Here is a 13,557-nt window from a genome sequence, read left to right on the forward strand (position 1 = left end):
GCCGGTGCGCCTTTCCAAACGCCCGGCACAAAGCCTTTACGTTGCCGTTTGGGGCGGGATGGGTTATGGATGCCACATCCGTCCTGAAAACGGCACACGGGGGCGAACAGGGGGCAACGCTGGGGGATACGTGCAGTGGGCGGTATGCTACTTCATCTCCATGCCAGAATGACCTTGGATAGGCTCGGATTGGCAAAGTTCTGTTTCTCTGAGGCTGAAAGAGGAAAGCGAATAGAATTCCCGGTCAAACTCACCCAAGCCGTGCCGTTTCAGAAATTCATCATTGCTGGCATTGATGCCGAGATCCTCTTTGCCGTATGCGTCAGTACAGGCGTATATTTCCTCTATGCTGCCGTCCTCCATGCGGAGAAACATTCCGGCCTTAATCTCATTGCTGTGCTTATCAAAATACTGCATCATTGCTCCTCCTGCCTCGGCTCTGCTGTTTGCCTGATTTTTTCTTTCTGCTTTTTGGGTGAAGCCTCCGCCGGAGCTTCACCCTCTATGCCCTCGTCAATGTATTCCCGGACGGAAGACGGAACATATTTTTCATAGAGCTTCTGCAGGGAATCACAAAGCTCTTTCGTGAGATCCGCGTCCTTCTTTTCCATGTAGCGTTTTACCGCACGGAGCTTTTCGCCGTCCATTTGTATGGTAATGCTTTCTTTTTTCATAATGGGAGCCCTCCTAATACTCAAATCCGATAAAGGTGAAGCCGGGTTCAAGCTCCGGCTCCTGCCCGGTGAATTCTGGAATGTCAGCAAAGAGCTGGCTGTATTCCGCGATCTTGCTCTTGCCGAGCGAGGTAAAGTTGCCGTCATGGGCGGTGTCGCAGACAAAAAACGGGCCGCAGATAATGTCCGCACCCAGCCTTCTGTTGGGTAGCATTCCGTTTATCTTGCCTTCCTCATTGCAGACGGCAACGCAGCCGTTTGGAAAGCCGATGCATTCAATCAGCCCTCCAACCTCCGCCTGCAGGCTGGCAAGGTCATTTTGGATTTCCTTGACTTGGGGCGCCTGCCCCGGCTCAATTTTGAGTACCTTAATCCTGTTTTCACGCATAAAATCATTCCTTCTTTCTCTTTTTACGGCAGATAATTTCTCGGATTCTGCTTCACGCCATTCACCCGCACCTCGAAGTGCAGATGGTTTCCGGTGCTGCGCCCGGTGGAGCCCACCTTGGCAACGGTTTCCCCGGCTTTCACCGTCTGCCCCTCACGGACAAGAATCCCCGAGCAGTGACCATATAAAGTCACCAGCCCGCCGCCGTGGTCAATGGTTAGATAGTAGCCGTAGCCGGTGCTGCCATAGACAACGGTTTTCACCGTTCCCGCCTTGGCCGCACGGATGGAGGTTCCTTTCGATGCGCCGAGGTCAATGCCGGAATGTCCCGCCCATTCCCCGGTGAGCGGGTCCGTCCTGCCGCCGAATTCGGAGGTCACCATGGAACGCCAGCTCTTTCCAAGAGGGGAAATAAGACCGGAGCTGGAGGTTTCCGGTGCGTCGGCATAGGGTCTTGTGTACAGCACCTGCTTGCCGGAATCGAATAAATCCCGGTAGACAACCTCCCCTCTGGAGGAGGACGCGTCCACCACCTTGCCGTCCCCGGCATAGATTCCAACGTGGGTAATGTTCATGAAGCGGCCGTTGGGCTTGTGGCTCCAGAACACCAAATCGCCGGGAGCAAGACCAGATTTGGGAATCGTCAGCCCGTTGTCTACGCAATATTTTCCCTGCGCCGCAGCCGTGCCGGGCAGATTTACGCCCAGCTTTTTGTACACCCACTGCACAAGATAGCTGCAGTCGGTGTAGCTGCCCTGTCCGCGCAGCTCCTGGGAATAGGGGTCGCCAAGGCGGGAAAGCCCCAGCCGGACAGCCTCTGCGCCCCTTTCTCCGACAGGCAAATCAGAATAAAAGCCGTCTATCTGATCCGGCGCCCAGTCCTCCCACAACCCGGAGCCGTCCCCCTCCATGGGTGCGCCGGTGCCGTACCGGGCACGGTAATAAATTTCGTTGGCGTTGGCCTGATCCTCATAGGTGATGGCTCTGCCAAGCAGTGCGCGGATGTTGTTGTAGACGGTGGGCAGAGAATCAATGGAAACGGCTACGGTGTAGGTTTCTTCCGAGGTGGTGCCGTCGCCGTTGTCCACGGTGCGGGTGCGTTCTTCATAGGTCACAAAGCAGTCCACATATTTACGATGCTCCAGCCGGGAGGGGGACGCTGCGCCGAAGAACAGAGAATAAAAAATTGCCTTGACGCGGTCATCGTCAAGGCTGTCGCCGCCCTCCATCTCTGCGTTCACGCTGGCAATAGCGCCGTCTATGAGGGTGAAGCTTTGGCGCATATCCCCGATGTATTCCCGGTACTCCGCAGGCATACTCGCTGGAATCACACCGCCGTGAAAGCACAGCTCCACAGCTGTGTTGTTGTGGTTGGTGGTGCCGGAGAGCAAGGAACAGACCAGCACGATGACTAAAATCAGCGGGGACAGGACGGCAGCGATTACCCATCCGATGGTCTTTCGGAGGCGTTCATCAGAGAGCGCGGCAGCGGCGGCCTTGGCAACCGCTGTAATGGTTGCGGGATCTGCCATGCCGTCACCACCATTTCATTTCACCAAAGCCGAATAGACTCTGCTGTTCCGGCTCCGGCTCACTCTCCATGAGCTGCTCGGTATAGTCCACCGCCTGCTCCAGAACAGCGGGATCAAACCCCGCGGTTTTGTAGCCCTCACGGATGGTGTTGTAGTAATAGTCCGATGGGTACCCCAAGCGATGCCCCGGCGTCATGACATAGACCATGGCGGACACCATTTGTCCGTCCAGCGGCAGCTCCATCATTTCCTTGTCATAGAACCGGGGAAAGCCCTCGTAAACATCCAGCGCCGCCTCGTCCTTCGGCGTGATTTTCCATAGCAGAACAGGGACGGAGGAGCCCTCGCAGGGTTCGATGGTAGCAACGGCTCCGCTTCGGCCGCCCCGGAACACAAGAGCATAATTCTTGATTTCGGATGCCCCCACCACCTTGGCGGATGGGCAGCGATGCGCCATCTGCGGCAGATTGAGATTGCTGCCGTAGGCGATATACAGTTTATTTTTCATATGATCTCCCTTCTACATGGACATAGTAAAAGCGGGGGACTGATCGTCCTCCGCTTCCATAATGGGTTCTGGCACCGCTTCTTCCGGCGGGGTCTGCGCCTGGGAGCGCTCCGCCTCCCGCTTTTGCCGCAGCCGTTCTTTTTGTCTTTGGGCTTGTGCCGGGTCTTTCCACGCAATACAGCCCTCCAGATGATCCAGCAGATGCTTACGGGCGGTTTTGAACTCATCCCCGATCATGCCGAGACGTAAAAGCCAGACACGAAAGGTGTATTTTTCATTGCTGGATTGGGTTTTGGTAGGGCTTGCCGACCGCTGGTTGAGCGCCTGCGCGGTCATGGCAAGGCAGAACTGGATGTATGCCTTGATTTTCCCGGCGTGCAGCTCTCCGTTGAACGCCCGGAACTCCACCGTGCCCTTCTGGAACACACTGTGCAGATTCAGGCAGTGGTAGCGGCTGTCGTGATAATGCTCCCGGCTGCCGTCCCTGCCGTTGTACCAGAGGCTTTTCAGCCGGTCGAGGGTGGCGGGCTTCTGCCGGTTGAGCCGCTCTAAAAAAGCGGGGTCAATCTTTCGGCAGTAGTGGCTTTCCCGCCCCCGCGAAACCTTCAGCGCCTTGTAGATCATATCCTCCTTGGCCGCCATGATGTTGACCAGATTGCGGAGATGCGGCGCGTCAAAGGGCGCGGCGTTGATGTGAATATGGATGCCGCAGGAGGAATTCACAAACGCCCCGGCCTCCCGGAGCTTACGGATCAGCTCCTGCACTGTTTCAATATCCTTATACTGACAGATGGGGCTAACCAGCTCCACGCTGTAGTTCCGGTCGGCGCTGACCTTTCTGCGCCCTTCCTTCCGCTGGCAGTCCAGACTGCCGTCGCTCATGACCTTCCATTTGCGGCCGGTGGTATCCCTTGCAAAATAGGCGTCATAGAAGCTGCCCTCATATTCTTTTGTGGTGCCGAAATATTCGGCAATCACCTCGGCGGCGCGGCTTCTGGTAAGCCCGGTCATTTCAATTTCGATTCCAAAATCCTGACCCTGTAGTTCCATTTCACCACCGCCTTACCACATCCTGTGCTGCAGGGTCAGGTCTTTTTCCTGAGCCAGCCCCGCCAGCTCCGCCGCGGAATTGATGAATCCGCACAGCCGCTCCCTGCGCCATGTATCAATGAGATACCGTCCGCATTCCTCGTTGAGCGCATTGATTTTCAATACCGTATCCCGCACACACTCTGAAACGGCGGCGGGATCGCCCTGCGCTTCCATCAGATCGTCAATATAATCATCCAGAATCCGGCCCATGAGAGATACATCCTCCGGGGTATAGTGGTAGCTCCCGGCGTAGGGATCGGGGTATTCCTTGCCGTCCATGCAGCTGCGGAGCTGCTCCAAAATGGCGGGGCGCTCGTCGCAGTCCGCTTTCTGGTACTTCTCCATAAACGCTAAAAGATCCGCCTCCCGGTTGGGGGTGTAGCGGATAAAGGACAGCATATCTTCGAGGAGTCCCGATTTGTTTTCTTTCTGCTGTTGCAGTCTGTTCATGATTTTTTCTCCCTTCTTCATTATCTGCCGCCCGCCGTTCCGAACAATTTCTCCTTATACGCCGGAGCGTGGACCGCAAGGTTGTACCGCTCAATGCCGCATTTGTAAAGGCACACGCCCCGCTGGGGAAAGCGGATGAGGTTATATTCGGATTCCTCCAGCTGGAGGGAGTCGATATAGAACCGCTTGTCAATATTGCCTGCGTTAAACAGAAACGCATGAGACGGAATGGAAAACAGGGGCTTTGTCAGCTCCCGGATATGCTCAATGTTGAAGTCCTCCAAGTTCTGCGACGAAAGGATGACCGCCGATTCCTTCTTACGCACACGCTTCATGAAATTGCGGATATATTCAATAGCCGTCAGGTTGGTGAGGAACAGGTACAGCTCGTCAATGGCGGCAGCGGTGTTGCCCTCGGTCAGCAGCTTGTCGCTCATAAAGGACAGCACGTTAAACAGCAGGGCGTTCTTCACGTTCCGGCTGGCCTGCAAGAGTCCCTTGACGCCGAACACAATGAAGCGGTCGGAGGTCACGTTGGTGTGACCGTTGAAGAACTGACTCTCCGCGCCCATGCACATGGAGTGGAGCCCCAGCAGGATTTCCTGCAAAAGCTCCGGCGGGTAGAGCTGATATTTGGTCTTGTCATAGCCCTTGTACTCGGCTTCAATCAGGGCATACAGGTCGGACAAAATGGGATAGTCCGTGGTGCCAAGGCTCCTGAAATCGGTGCGGTCGCTGATGCCGAATTGTTCGTACAGCTTGCCCAGCATGATTTCAATGGCGTCAATGTGGCGGTCTGAAAAATCTTTGTAGCATCGGAAGAAATCCTTGAGAAAGCTGATGTGCTGACTGAGCTTGGTGGACTGGCGGAATGCCTGGGGCGCGTCGGTATCCTCCGGGCTGCCGCCCTCGTCCCATGTTTTCGGCTCCAGCGGATTAATCCGGTACCGGCCCGACATAAGGTCAATGAAACAGCCGCCGAGGTTTTCTGCCAGCTCCACATATTCGTGCTCGGGGTCCAGGCACAGAACGGACTTGCCTGATTCGAGGATATTGCAGAGAATGAGCTTGAGAAGATAGCTCTTGCCCTGACCGGAGTTCCCCAAAATCAGCACATTGGCATTTGTTTTGTCATCGTCGCGTTTGTCAAAATCCGCGATGATATTCGAGCCGAATTTGTCCCTGCCGAGGTAAAATCCATGAGGATCGGTCTTGCCGCTGTAGTTGAAGGGATAAAGGTTTGCCACGGAGCTTGCGGGCAGCACCCGTTCAAACTGGCTGGCGAACACATTCCATCCGGCGGGGCCTACGGCGAGAAAGCCCTCCCGCTGGCGCAGCATGAGCCGATCCACATTGAGCTTACTGCGCACCAGCTCGGTGAGGACGTCGGTCTGGAGGAGCTTCAGCGCATCGGAGTCGTGAGCGGTCAGCTCAAGAAACACAGCGCAGTGCAGGAGCGGCTCCCGGTTGCGGTGCATGGAGGACACCAGCGTGACAACATCCTGCAAATTGCTCTCGGCGGTGACCGTCTGCTGGAGGTCGTTGGTGCTGCTTTTATCCATGCGGTTTTTGTTGGCGGCGTTGTGGATGATTTTCTTTTCCTCGGCCGCCGTTACCTGTCTGGTGTAGATGCGCAGGGTCACGCCGTCCTTTTCTCCAAGGTGGCGTAGGATGGCCTGTTCCTCTGTGGTGGTGGGGTATTCCCGCAGCACCCACACACAGCGGTAGGTGTTGCCGCAGAGGAAGTGATCAGTATTGAATTTGATGATGCCCGGTGCGATCATGTCAAGGAAATCCTTGATTTTTACATCTTCCTGTGGCGGAGATTGAGGACTTCTTTTTCTTGCCATCGGCATTTCTTCCTTTCTGATTTTGATTTTGAATATAGGAAAAGCCGCCACATTAGTGACGGCTTGAAGTAAAATGGTTCACTTTGATAAAGATGTGAGGTATAATTATTTTCTAAACCCTGTATTCAATTAAGGAGAAAATATATGATTGATAATTTTCAGATGACCTTTCATCACATAGGCAAACCTGTTCCGTTAGAAAACATTAAAGATAATAAGGATACGAAGTACAGTCCTCTGTTCGACATGTACTCGTTGGATATGAAAAATGATTTGTCCCTTCCAATAGAGTTACATGCTTTCGGTGAAAATTCCTCACTTGATGTTAGAATCCAAAAAGAACCTCACGTTGCTTTTAAGGTGAATGATATTGAGTCTGCCTTGGATGGGAAAGAAATCGTCATGCCGCTTTATCAGCCTTTTGCCGGGTATCGCTGCGCCATGGTTATCATTAACAAGCAGCTGATCGAGTTAATCGAAACGACATTATCTGAAAGTGAAATTTGGGGAGACGGAATATTTAAGGACAGTATTCTTTATCCCAAAGGGAAACACGTTTTAGATGAATCTGCGGAAAAGTGATTTGCGGAAAGCCGGGGGTGCATACTTCCGGCTTTCCGTTTATCTGTTCACTCATTCAAAATAACCCAGCGTTCCCCATCGTAATCCTCATACACCTCGGTCGTGACATTCTGCTCATAATAGACACCCAGCAGACGCTTGATGTCCGATTCACCCGCCTTGCGCACCGTGAAGCCCTGATCCTTGAGGCTCTTTTCGATGCGGGAAAGGTATGGCTGAACATCGCTTTCTTTTTCATTCCGAAGCCGTATAATGATTAAAAATTCCCGCGCCGTTGCCATCTGCACCTGCATATGGTCAAGGGCTGTCTGATCCTGTGCCAGCAGCTTTCGGATGACGGGGTTCTGCTCGGCGTCCATTCTGGCTTTCAGGTAGCTTTTGTTGTCCTCAAAATTTTCCCGGCTGTTCAGGCACAGCATTTCAATATCCGAGATGCCTTTCAGCACATTCATAAGGGCATAAATCCTTGCTCCGATGCTGGAATCGGACAGGACACTGATATTGGTAGGCTTGATCATAAAAAATACCAGCTCGCCGTGGGGAGTCACAAGGCTGTGGCCGGTGATGCCCTCGATGTCCATGAGCTGGCGGGTGGAGGCTTTTTCTCTGGCCTCCTGCTTCTTTTTCCGGTTCATATTCACGCCCTCCATTCATAGGTCTGCTGCTTTCCAAAAAAGAAAGCGGCGGCGTAGCGGATAAAATCAAGGATGCTCACATCCTCGAAGCGGATGGATAAAAAGGCATAGACCGCCGTCACGACAATGGGTGGCAGCCAGCCGAGCCGTGAGAGTGCGAACACTGAAATCAGGCAGCCGATGCCGATGATTCCGATGTCACGCAGCTCCCACAGCCACAGGGTTGCCTTGGATTTTAGGTTGTCGGGGTAGATGTACATGGGGGCGATTCCTCCTGTTCTTCATCAATTTTTCGCAAAAAATAGGCGATACCGCGGAGGACAAAGCTCACACAGGGTATCGCCACACTATTTCCAAGAGCCTTATATCTGGCGCTGTCGGATGCGCCGGGAATCAGCGTCCAGCCGTCGGGAAAGCCTTGGAGCCGTTCATTTTGTTTAGTTTTTGTGGTGTACACGATAGAATCGCCTCCTGATTATCATGGCTTTGAATCGTGTACATACACGATTCAAAAAATATTGGTCGAAAAACCGTTTTGTGATGTTTGGTGATAAAAAATACAGCACAGGCCGAGGCCATATGCTGTATTCAATGCTGCGGAGATATGGAAATGTCATTTCAGAAAATCAGGCAGTTTTGGCGGTGGTGCCGGATTGTCGCGCACAATTTTTCTAATCTGCTCAGCAATATCCTGCTCAGACCATTCATGCCCATCTCCCGGTTCGGTGCCAAACCGTTCAAGAATAATAGCCTCCTGCTCTTTGGTAAACAAAATGTGCGCGGATTTTTCCCAAGCCCTCAGCTTTTTCCTGTTCAATATCATTTTCGCTCACCCCCTCCTTGAAGCCGCATTCCACGCTGCATAAGGGAATGAAGTTCCCCCCGCAGCAGCTCACATTCAGAACGCAATTCCTGTACAGTTTCACGCAATTGAATATTTGCAGACTTAAGATCGCTTTCCCGGCGCTTGGATTTCTCCAATTGCAGGAGTAGCTTCGCATATTGACTCTCCAGCGTCCCTTCGGATACAGTCTTTGCAGGGATATGGAAGAGTTCCTCATCCATCAAGGCTTTCACGTGCGGCTTGCTGAATACCGAACGTGAAAGCCCCGTCCGTTCGCATAAGCGTTTTATGGTAACCGGACACCCTTCCGCCTTCAGCTCCTGTATCGTGCTTTTAACAGCGGATATCGTTTGTTCACGCTGCTTTTGCTGTAGATTGAGCAGGGAATCAGGAATTTTTCTCATCGCCAGTTACCTCCAGATATGTTTTCATTTTGTTTACAACCTCCTGATATAGAACAGCATTTGCAGCGGCATTTTTTTGAATGATAGGAAAGGCTTTGAACCGCACCGCTTTTATGCGCCAGGCTTCGGCCTGTTCCTCAAAGAACGGAATCTGCTCGATTTCAGGAATAAAATAGCGGCAGTTCAAGCAAGCCTGCATATCGCATTTACATCCGGTAATATCACTGCATATGCCGCCGCGCACCCTGTGGGCACGCAGGTTTTCCAGCAGCCTGGCCTCCGTCTGCGGGTTCATGCTCAGGATTCTCCCATGAAACATAACCGGAGATGACTCGTCAGACTCCCCCAAAACAAGCCTCTGCTTTTCCGTAAGAACCTCCGGACGCAGGTCGAGATGGTTGTATGATTTGAGAATCATCTGGTCGTTCTTGTGGCCTGTCATGTGGGCGATCTGCTCTATGGTAAAGCCTTCTGCCAGCCGGTCTGTAATGCCGTTGTGTCTGAGCATGTGGCTTTTCAGAACATATAGGGTTCCGTTTTCATCACGGACATCATACATTTCGCAGTATCGTTTGAAGAACACGTTGATATGGTTAGGGGTAGCTGTCAGGACATTGTGCTTCCGGACAACTGTTTCGGCCCATTTTCCGTATCTGTACCAGGCTTTCTTGTAGGCCAGCAGCAGTCCCCGCTGATTTTCCGGCAGATAAGGCGATAGGGCACGCTGCGCTTCCTGCTGCTCATGTAAAAGGTCTATCAGATATTTCCCAATCCCCTCATACTCAATGTGGAGGCTGCGCATCTCTGCCAGGTTGTAGCCGCCGTTTTGCTTCCATGAGGGGAGGAACAGAATAAAATGCCCGTCAAACTGCTTGACGCAGTCCGGCTCCATTGCGCAGACCTCGCTGACCCGCGTGGGAAAAAGCCTCATAATCCAATACGCGACCCGAATATGAAGCTGTATTTCCGGCATTAGAAATAACCGGTCAAGCTGGCGTTCAACAAAAGGAGGAATCAGCTTTTCGTCATAGTGTAAAGGCTGAACGAATGGGTTTCCGGCGAAATGATTGTATAGCTTCCGGCCTTCCCATCCCTGCATGACATCAAAAAAGTTCTTGATGACTTGCCATATGCCGTTTTTTACCTGTTCCTTTGTACAATTCCCATCCAGATATGCTTTAAATCCAGCGACAAAGGACGGCGTGCAACAATACAGAGCATCTTCTTCACCCTGCAATTCTAGAAACTGCAGGAACCATATCAGCCGGATCACGTGCTGCCGGGCTGATGATACTCGCATGCCTCCAAGCAGTTTCAGCACAATGAAGTATTTGGCTGCTTCCTTAAATTGTTCCGGGACATTCACAAAGTGGAGCACACAGGATCTGTCAGCCGGATGCTTTTTGAGCCTGTCGCAGTGCCATATGTCGTCACCAAAGCAATCGCTGCCTGAAATACTGGCAACAAAGGCGCGGTATTCCACTTTACGATCTTCCTGAAAGTTTTCCTGCACCGCAGCATTACTTGGCATACAAACCACCTCCAAAAGCTGCCTCGATTTTTGTCACGGTATCCGAGTAGGAATCAAGCAGCGCTTTTTCCTGCTGATACTGCCGGTATGACTGGTAATCCGCAATCCCCATCTCCCGGTAGGACTCAACAAGCCCGTCCACGAGCTTGCGCTGGGAATCCCGCAGGGCTATCCAGTACTGTAGATACGGTTTGCCTGTACAAAGATTTTTGCAGTTTACACAGCTTAGCGTACGGCTGCGCTCCCGGCATTCTCCATCGGCAAAAACGCGCATACAGAATCCCAATTCAACCCTGCGCTGTTCAAGGCGGAAGTCCACAAACAAGAGCCGCCGCTGTTCTTCGCTGAATTGATCAAGCTGCTCGTTGTTAAGCAGAAGATCAAATTTTTCTCTAAAAAAGGAAGTGTTCATTTCAGCAAGCCGCTTCTTTCGAACCTCGGCGTAATACTTCATTGAGGTTTTGCGTGAGAGATGGCTCAGCCAGTAGGCAAGCTCCGTCATGGATGCTCCGCTTTCGACCAGCATGACGGCAATGGTTTTTCGGAACTGCCTTGTGGTCAGCTTCCAGAGGTGGTCATTTTCATCAGTAATGCAGTGCTTCGCAATCAGCCTGTTTACCGCATCGCAAAACCCGTCACCGCAGGGAAGCGAAGGACGCTGGCTCCCATTTTTCACAATGAAGATATACGGCTCACCATATTCCTCCCGCAGGCTTTGGGTTCTCTTAATCTGACGGGTGATTTCTCTTGACAGAAAAGCAGGGATCAGCATTTCACAGGTATCGCCGATGCCGCGCTTGCGCCGGGCGCTTAATGTTTTGTGCGGCACATAGCGCAGGAGCATCAGCCCCTCAAAACGTGATGGTGCCAGACAGTCCTCTTTCAGCAGTACGACTTCCGACAATCTCAGCCCGGTATTGATAAAAATGCTGTATAGAACCCGGTGTGTATCGCTTAACTCGTGACTATGCTTTTCAATCGCCGCCGCTACTGGGTCGGGGATTATCTCAGTATTTCTGGACATGTTGTCCAGATTGAAAAAGCGGTACTTTGCAAATGGATTCCCCGTCGGTATCGGTGTCCGGAGGCTCGGATCACGCATGTCTCCGCAAAGGTAGTCTATGATTTGGCCGCAGGCACGCATGGTGTTGGCAACGGACTTGACGGACAGTCTGCCGCCGTGCTTGGATAAGCAGTCGTTTTCCAGATAGTTGTAGAGTTGACGGGCATCCACATCGGATATATCCGCGAAATAGTGGATGCCTGGGTTATTGCTGCTGAGGAAATTGACTCCCTTGATTACTGCAGCAAGAACCGGGGTCCGATAGTCGCTACGGCCTTGAAGGTACCACAGCATAAAGTATTTCAGTTCCAAGCGCAGCGAGACGCAATGGATCTTGCTGAAATCGTAGCTGTTGCTCCTCAAATTGGGTCCGGTTAGATAAAACAGCTGCCATATATCGTTATGGACACTCAATTGTTGGCGGTTTTCCCTCCTGAAAAGTGATTTTTGCTTCTCAAACTCGATGTCAGCAATTGTTTTAACTACATCAGCGATGGGTGTCCCATAAAACCTGCTTGCCTGCTTTTTGTCTGTAAATGCGGCCTGGAGCAGCTTAAAACTCGTAACGTTCTCGCGCCTGACAGTAAATTCTGCTGCTTTCTCCTGAAAGTATGCCGTGAGCAAATTTGGCGGGGCATTTTCCATAGCCCGGATCATTTCCGATACTCCGACAGAATCCAGTACCGGCTGTAGGCTGCTTCTAGAGCACAGTGATTCTTCCAATGCTGTAAATGAGGAGTTCATCTTTGCCCCTCCTTTGCCTTTTGAAGCTTATCAAACACCGCCTTGGCGATAATCGGATTGTTGTAATTGCGGTATGGCTCGATAGAATCCAGGCTCTTCCAGCCAAAGTGCTCCGAAATCATCGCATCGGAAATGTTGTTCTCCGGATGCGCCGCCTGATGCTCCAGAAATTGCATGACTTTCGTGCTGCGTCCGCTGTGGGTACGGATTTTTTTGCTGTCAAGACCCGCCCGTGCCGCACACTTTTTCAAAATCTCCCAGTAATTGCGGTATGCAAGGGGAGTACCCTGGCTGCACCCGGCTTTCAGATTGATAAAGATAGTCTGACTGAGCAGGCCGGATTGTGTTTCCGCCTGGGACCTCTCTGTCAAAAGATAGCGGTCCAGCACATCACGTGTTGATTGCGGAAGAAAGACAGTGCGGTGCTTGAAATCTCCCGAAGATGCGTCCGGTTTACCTTTTGACCGGCTCGGACTGATACGGCCAGCTTGAGAATCATAATCTTCAAGCTGCATGCTTAGTACTTCGTCTATCCTGAAGCCTTCCAGCGTGACCAAAAATATAGCCAGATCGCGTAATGTCAGAAAACAGGAGCAGATGGTCACCACTTCATCATCCGTATACCATTTGATGTACTCCCGTTTCGCGGTCAGCCTTAACATGTGTCGGTCAATAATGTATTTGTACTCATAAGAACTGATCTGGCCATAGAGAAACGATTTTTGGGCCCTCTTCGCATTGTCCATTGTCTGAAACTCAACATGATGCATACCGGTCTGTTCGAGCCATTTGTAGAATTCGGTGATGACAGTGACATACTTGCTGAGGGTGCTGTATGACAATGGGGCCCGCAGCCGAATAACGCCTCCGTCCTCATAGCTCCTACCCATAAGCCGCATTAAAAATGCCATAACATCATCTGTTACGGCATCCTCAAACGATATTCCCTGCCCATGCAGAAAGTTAAGATATACACAAAGCTTGTGTGCGTACTCCTTTCCGGTGCTGATCTTTCGAATGCTCTTCAAGTCCAGCCATTCATTGATCTGGTAAAACGGGATGCCGTGCCTTGTGATCAGCCATAGTTCCCTTTCACCACCTGACGGTGCTGGCATCAGTGCGCGCATCACCTTGAAAACTCGTTGTTCTTTTTCCATACGAACCTCCTATACGATGTACAATAAAATTCCTGCAGAGTACCCTACAGGTACAGATATTGTAACACGCTTATAGAAGGCTGTAGTAACATGGCTTTACATC

General features: G+C 51.8%; 16 protein-coding genes and 1 pseudogene. 1 reads left to right on the forward strand and 16 read right to left on the reverse strand.

Annotated features, from left to right (window positions below; all coding sequences use genetic code 11):
* Window positions 1-147: 147 nt before the first annotated feature.
* Genes DS742_RS04000 through DS742_RS04035 form a run of 8 tightly spaced genes read right to left on the reverse strand, consistent with a single transcriptional unit; the run spans window position 148 to window position 6,494 of the window.
* Window positions 148-420 carry a hypothetical protein gene (locus tag DS742_RS04000; RefSeq protein ID WP_240082207.1) on the reverse strand — a complete coding sequence of 91 codons (273 nt, stop codon included), beginning with the start codon at window positions 418-420 and terminating at the stop codon, window positions 148-150.
* Window positions 417-674, reverse strand: a complete 258-nt coding sequence (locus tag DS742_RS04005) for a DUF6103 family protein (protein WP_089608640.1) — start codon at window positions 672-674, stop codon at window positions 417-419. Before DS742_RS04005 ends, DS742_RS04000 begins: the two co-directional genes overlap by 4 nt.
* Before the next feature lie 13 nt (window positions 675-687).
* Window positions 688-1,062, reverse strand: a complete 375-nt coding sequence (locus DS742_RS04010; RefSeq protein ID WP_117415745.1) for a DUF3846 domain-containing protein — start codon at window positions 1,060-1,062, stop codon at window positions 688-690.
* 23 nt (window positions 1,063-1,085) lie between these two features.
* Window positions 1,086-2,594 (reverse strand): peptidoglycan DD-metalloendopeptidase family protein, encoded by a 1,509-nt coding sequence (locus tag DS742_RS04015; RefSeq protein ID WP_117415746.1) that lies wholly within the window; start codon window positions 2,592-2,594, stop codon window positions 1,086-1,088.
* Window positions 2,595-2,598: 4 nt separating this feature from the next.
* Window positions 2,599-3,102 carry a gamma-glutamylcyclotransferase family protein gene (locus DS742_RS04020; RefSeq protein ID WP_117415747.1) on the reverse strand — a complete coding sequence of 168 codons (504 nt, stop codon included), beginning with the start codon at window positions 3,100-3,102 and terminating at the stop codon, window positions 2,599-2,601.
* Between the two features lie 12 nt (window positions 3,103-3,114).
* Window positions 3,115-4,152, reverse strand: coding sequence for an amidoligase family protein (locus DS742_RS04025; protein WP_089608644.1), 1,038 nt, complete (start codon window positions 4,150-4,152; stop codon window positions 3,115-3,117).
* 12 nt (window positions 4,153-4,164) lie between these two features.
* Entirely contained in the window at window positions 4,165-4,665 is a 501-nt protein-coding gene (locus DS742_RS04030) for a hypothetical protein (RefSeq protein WP_170313359.1), read from the reverse strand.
* Window positions 4,665-6,494 carry a VirB4 family type IV secretion system protein gene (locus DS742_RS04035; protein WP_377141484.1) on the reverse strand — a complete coding sequence of 610 codons (1,830 nt, stop codon included), beginning with the start codon at window positions 6,492-6,494 and terminating at the stop codon, window positions 4,665-4,667. The genes DS742_RS04030 and DS742_RS04035 overlap by 1 nt, the downstream gene beginning before the upstream one ends.
* Window positions 6,495-6,638: 144 nt before the next feature.
* Here DS742_RS04035 and DS742_RS04040 point away from each other — a divergent pair, with 144 nt between their 5' ends.
* Entirely contained in the window at window positions 6,639-7,076 is a 438-nt protein-coding gene (locus tag DS742_RS04040; protein WP_089608645.1) for a hypothetical protein, read from the forward strand.
* A 47-nt stretch (window positions 7,077-7,123) separates the two neighbouring features.
* Here DS742_RS04040 and DS742_RS04045 read toward each other — a convergent pair whose 3' ends face one another.
* From DS742_RS04045 to DS742_RS04080, 8 genes and pseudogenes are all read right to left on the reverse strand, one after another.
* Window positions 7,124-7,711 (reverse strand): hypothetical protein, encoded by a 588-nt coding sequence (locus tag DS742_RS04045; RefSeq protein ID WP_117415748.1) that lies wholly within the window; start codon window positions 7,709-7,711, stop codon window positions 7,124-7,126.
* A gap of 2 nt (window positions 7,712-7,713) precedes the next feature.
* Window positions 7,714-7,971 carry a hypothetical protein gene (locus tag DS742_RS04050; protein ID WP_089608647.1) on the reverse strand — a complete coding sequence of 86 codons (258 nt, stop codon included), beginning with the start codon at window positions 7,969-7,971 and terminating at the stop codon, window positions 7,714-7,716.
* A pseudogene (locus DS742_RS04055) lies at window positions 7,947-8,141 on the reverse strand (DNA cytosine methyltransferase); the annotation flags it as partial. The gene DS742_RS04050 and the pseudogene DS742_RS04055, both read right to left, overlap by 25 nt.
* A gap of 183 nt (window positions 8,142-8,324) precedes the next feature.
* Window positions 8,325-8,534 carry a hypothetical protein gene (locus tag DS742_RS04060; RefSeq protein ID WP_018213978.1) on the reverse strand — a complete coding sequence of 70 codons (210 nt, stop codon included), beginning with the start codon at window positions 8,532-8,534 and terminating at the stop codon, window positions 8,325-8,327.
* Window positions 8,531-8,959, reverse strand: a complete 429-nt coding sequence (locus tag DS742_RS04065) for a DUF6262 family protein (protein ID WP_018213979.1) — start codon at window positions 8,957-8,959, stop codon at window positions 8,531-8,533. The genes DS742_RS04060 and DS742_RS04065 overlap by 4 nt, the downstream gene beginning before the upstream one ends.
* Window positions 8,943-10,490 carry a tyrosine-type recombinase/integrase gene (locus DS742_RS04070; RefSeq protein WP_117415749.1) on the reverse strand — a complete coding sequence of 516 codons (1,548 nt, stop codon included), beginning with the start codon at window positions 10,488-10,490 and terminating at the stop codon, window positions 8,943-8,945. Before DS742_RS04070 ends, DS742_RS04065 begins: the two co-directional genes overlap by 17 nt.
* Window positions 10,480-12,297 (reverse strand): site-specific integrase, encoded by a 1,818-nt coding sequence (locus DS742_RS04075; protein WP_117415750.1) that lies wholly within the window; start codon window positions 12,295-12,297, stop codon window positions 10,480-10,482. The genes DS742_RS04070 and DS742_RS04075 overlap by 11 nt, the downstream gene beginning before the upstream one ends.
* A complete protein-coding gene (locus tag DS742_RS04080) occupies window positions 12,294-13,412 on the reverse strand; it encodes a tyrosine-type recombinase/integrase (protein ID WP_170313360.1) in 1,119 nt (372 codons plus the stop codon). The genes DS742_RS04075 and DS742_RS04080 overlap by 4 nt, the downstream gene beginning before the upstream one ends.
* Window positions 13,413-13,557: the final 145 nt, after the last annotated feature.

Source organism: Lacrimispora amygdalina, from assembly GCF_003432035.1.
GTDB lineage: Bacteria > Bacillota > Clostridia > Lachnospirales > Lachnospiraceae > Lacrimispora > Lacrimispora amygdalina.

Excerpts from the sequence above, each read along its gene's own strand:
- DS742_RS04000 (WP_240082207.1), bottom strand. The coding sequence starts at position 420 with ATGATGCAGTATTTTGATAAGCACAGCAATGAGATTAAGGCCGGAATG.
- DS742_RS04005 (WP_089608640.1), bottom strand. The coding sequence starts at position 674 with ATGAAAAAAGAAAGCATTACCATACAAATGGACGGCGAAAAGCTCCGT.
- DS742_RS04010 (WP_117415745.1), bottom strand. The coding sequence starts at position 1,062 with ATGCGTGAAAACAGGATTAAGGTACTCAAAATTGAGCCGGGGCAGGCG.
- DS742_RS04015 (WP_117415746.1), bottom strand. The coding sequence starts at position 2,594 with ATGGCAGATCCCGCAACCATTACAGCGGTTGCCAAGGCCGCCGCTGCC.
- DS742_RS04020 (WP_117415747.1), bottom strand. The coding sequence starts at position 3,102 with ATGAAAAATAAACTGTATATCGCCTACGGCAGCAATCTCAATCTGCCG.
- DS742_RS04025 (WP_089608644.1), bottom strand. The coding sequence starts at position 4,152 with ATGGAACTACAGGGTCAGGATTTTGGAATCGAAATTGAAATGACCGGG.
- DS742_RS04030 (WP_170313359.1), bottom strand. The coding sequence starts at position 4,665 with ATGAAGAAGGGAGAAAAAATCATGAACAGACTGCAACAGCAGAAAGAA.
- DS742_RS04035 (WP_377141484.1), bottom strand. The coding sequence starts at position 6,494 with ATGGCAAGAAAAAGAAGTCCTCAATCTCCGCCACAGGAAGATGTAAAA.
- DS742_RS04040 (WP_089608645.1), top strand. The coding sequence starts at position 6,639 with ATGATTGATAATTTTCAGATGACCTTTCATCACATAGGCAAACCTGTT.
- DS742_RS04045 (WP_117415748.1), bottom strand. The coding sequence starts at position 7,711 with ATGAACCGGAAAAAGAAGCAGGAGGCCAGAGAAAAAGCCTCCACCCGC.
- DS742_RS04050 (WP_089608647.1), bottom strand. The coding sequence starts at position 7,971 with ATGTACATCTACCCCGACAACCTAAAATCCAAGGCAACCCTGTGGCTG.
- DS742_RS04060 (WP_018213978.1), bottom strand. The coding sequence starts at position 8,534 with ATGATATTGAACAGGAAAAAGCTGAGGGCTTGGGAAAAATCCGCGCAC.
- DS742_RS04065 (WP_018213979.1), bottom strand. The coding sequence starts at position 8,959 with ATGAGAAAAATTCCTGATTCCCTGCTCAATCTACAGCAAAAGCAGCGT.
- DS742_RS04070 (WP_117415749.1), bottom strand. The coding sequence starts at position 10,490 with ATGCCAAGTAATGCTGCGGTGCAGGAAAACTTTCAGGAAGATCGTAAA.
- DS742_RS04075 (WP_117415750.1), bottom strand. The coding sequence starts at position 12,297 with ATGAACTCCTCATTTACAGCATTGGAAGAATCACTGTGCTCTAGAAGC.
- DS742_RS04080 (WP_170313360.1), bottom strand. The coding sequence starts at position 13,412 with ATGCCAGCACCGTCAGGTGGTGAAAGGGAACTATGGCTGATCACAAGG.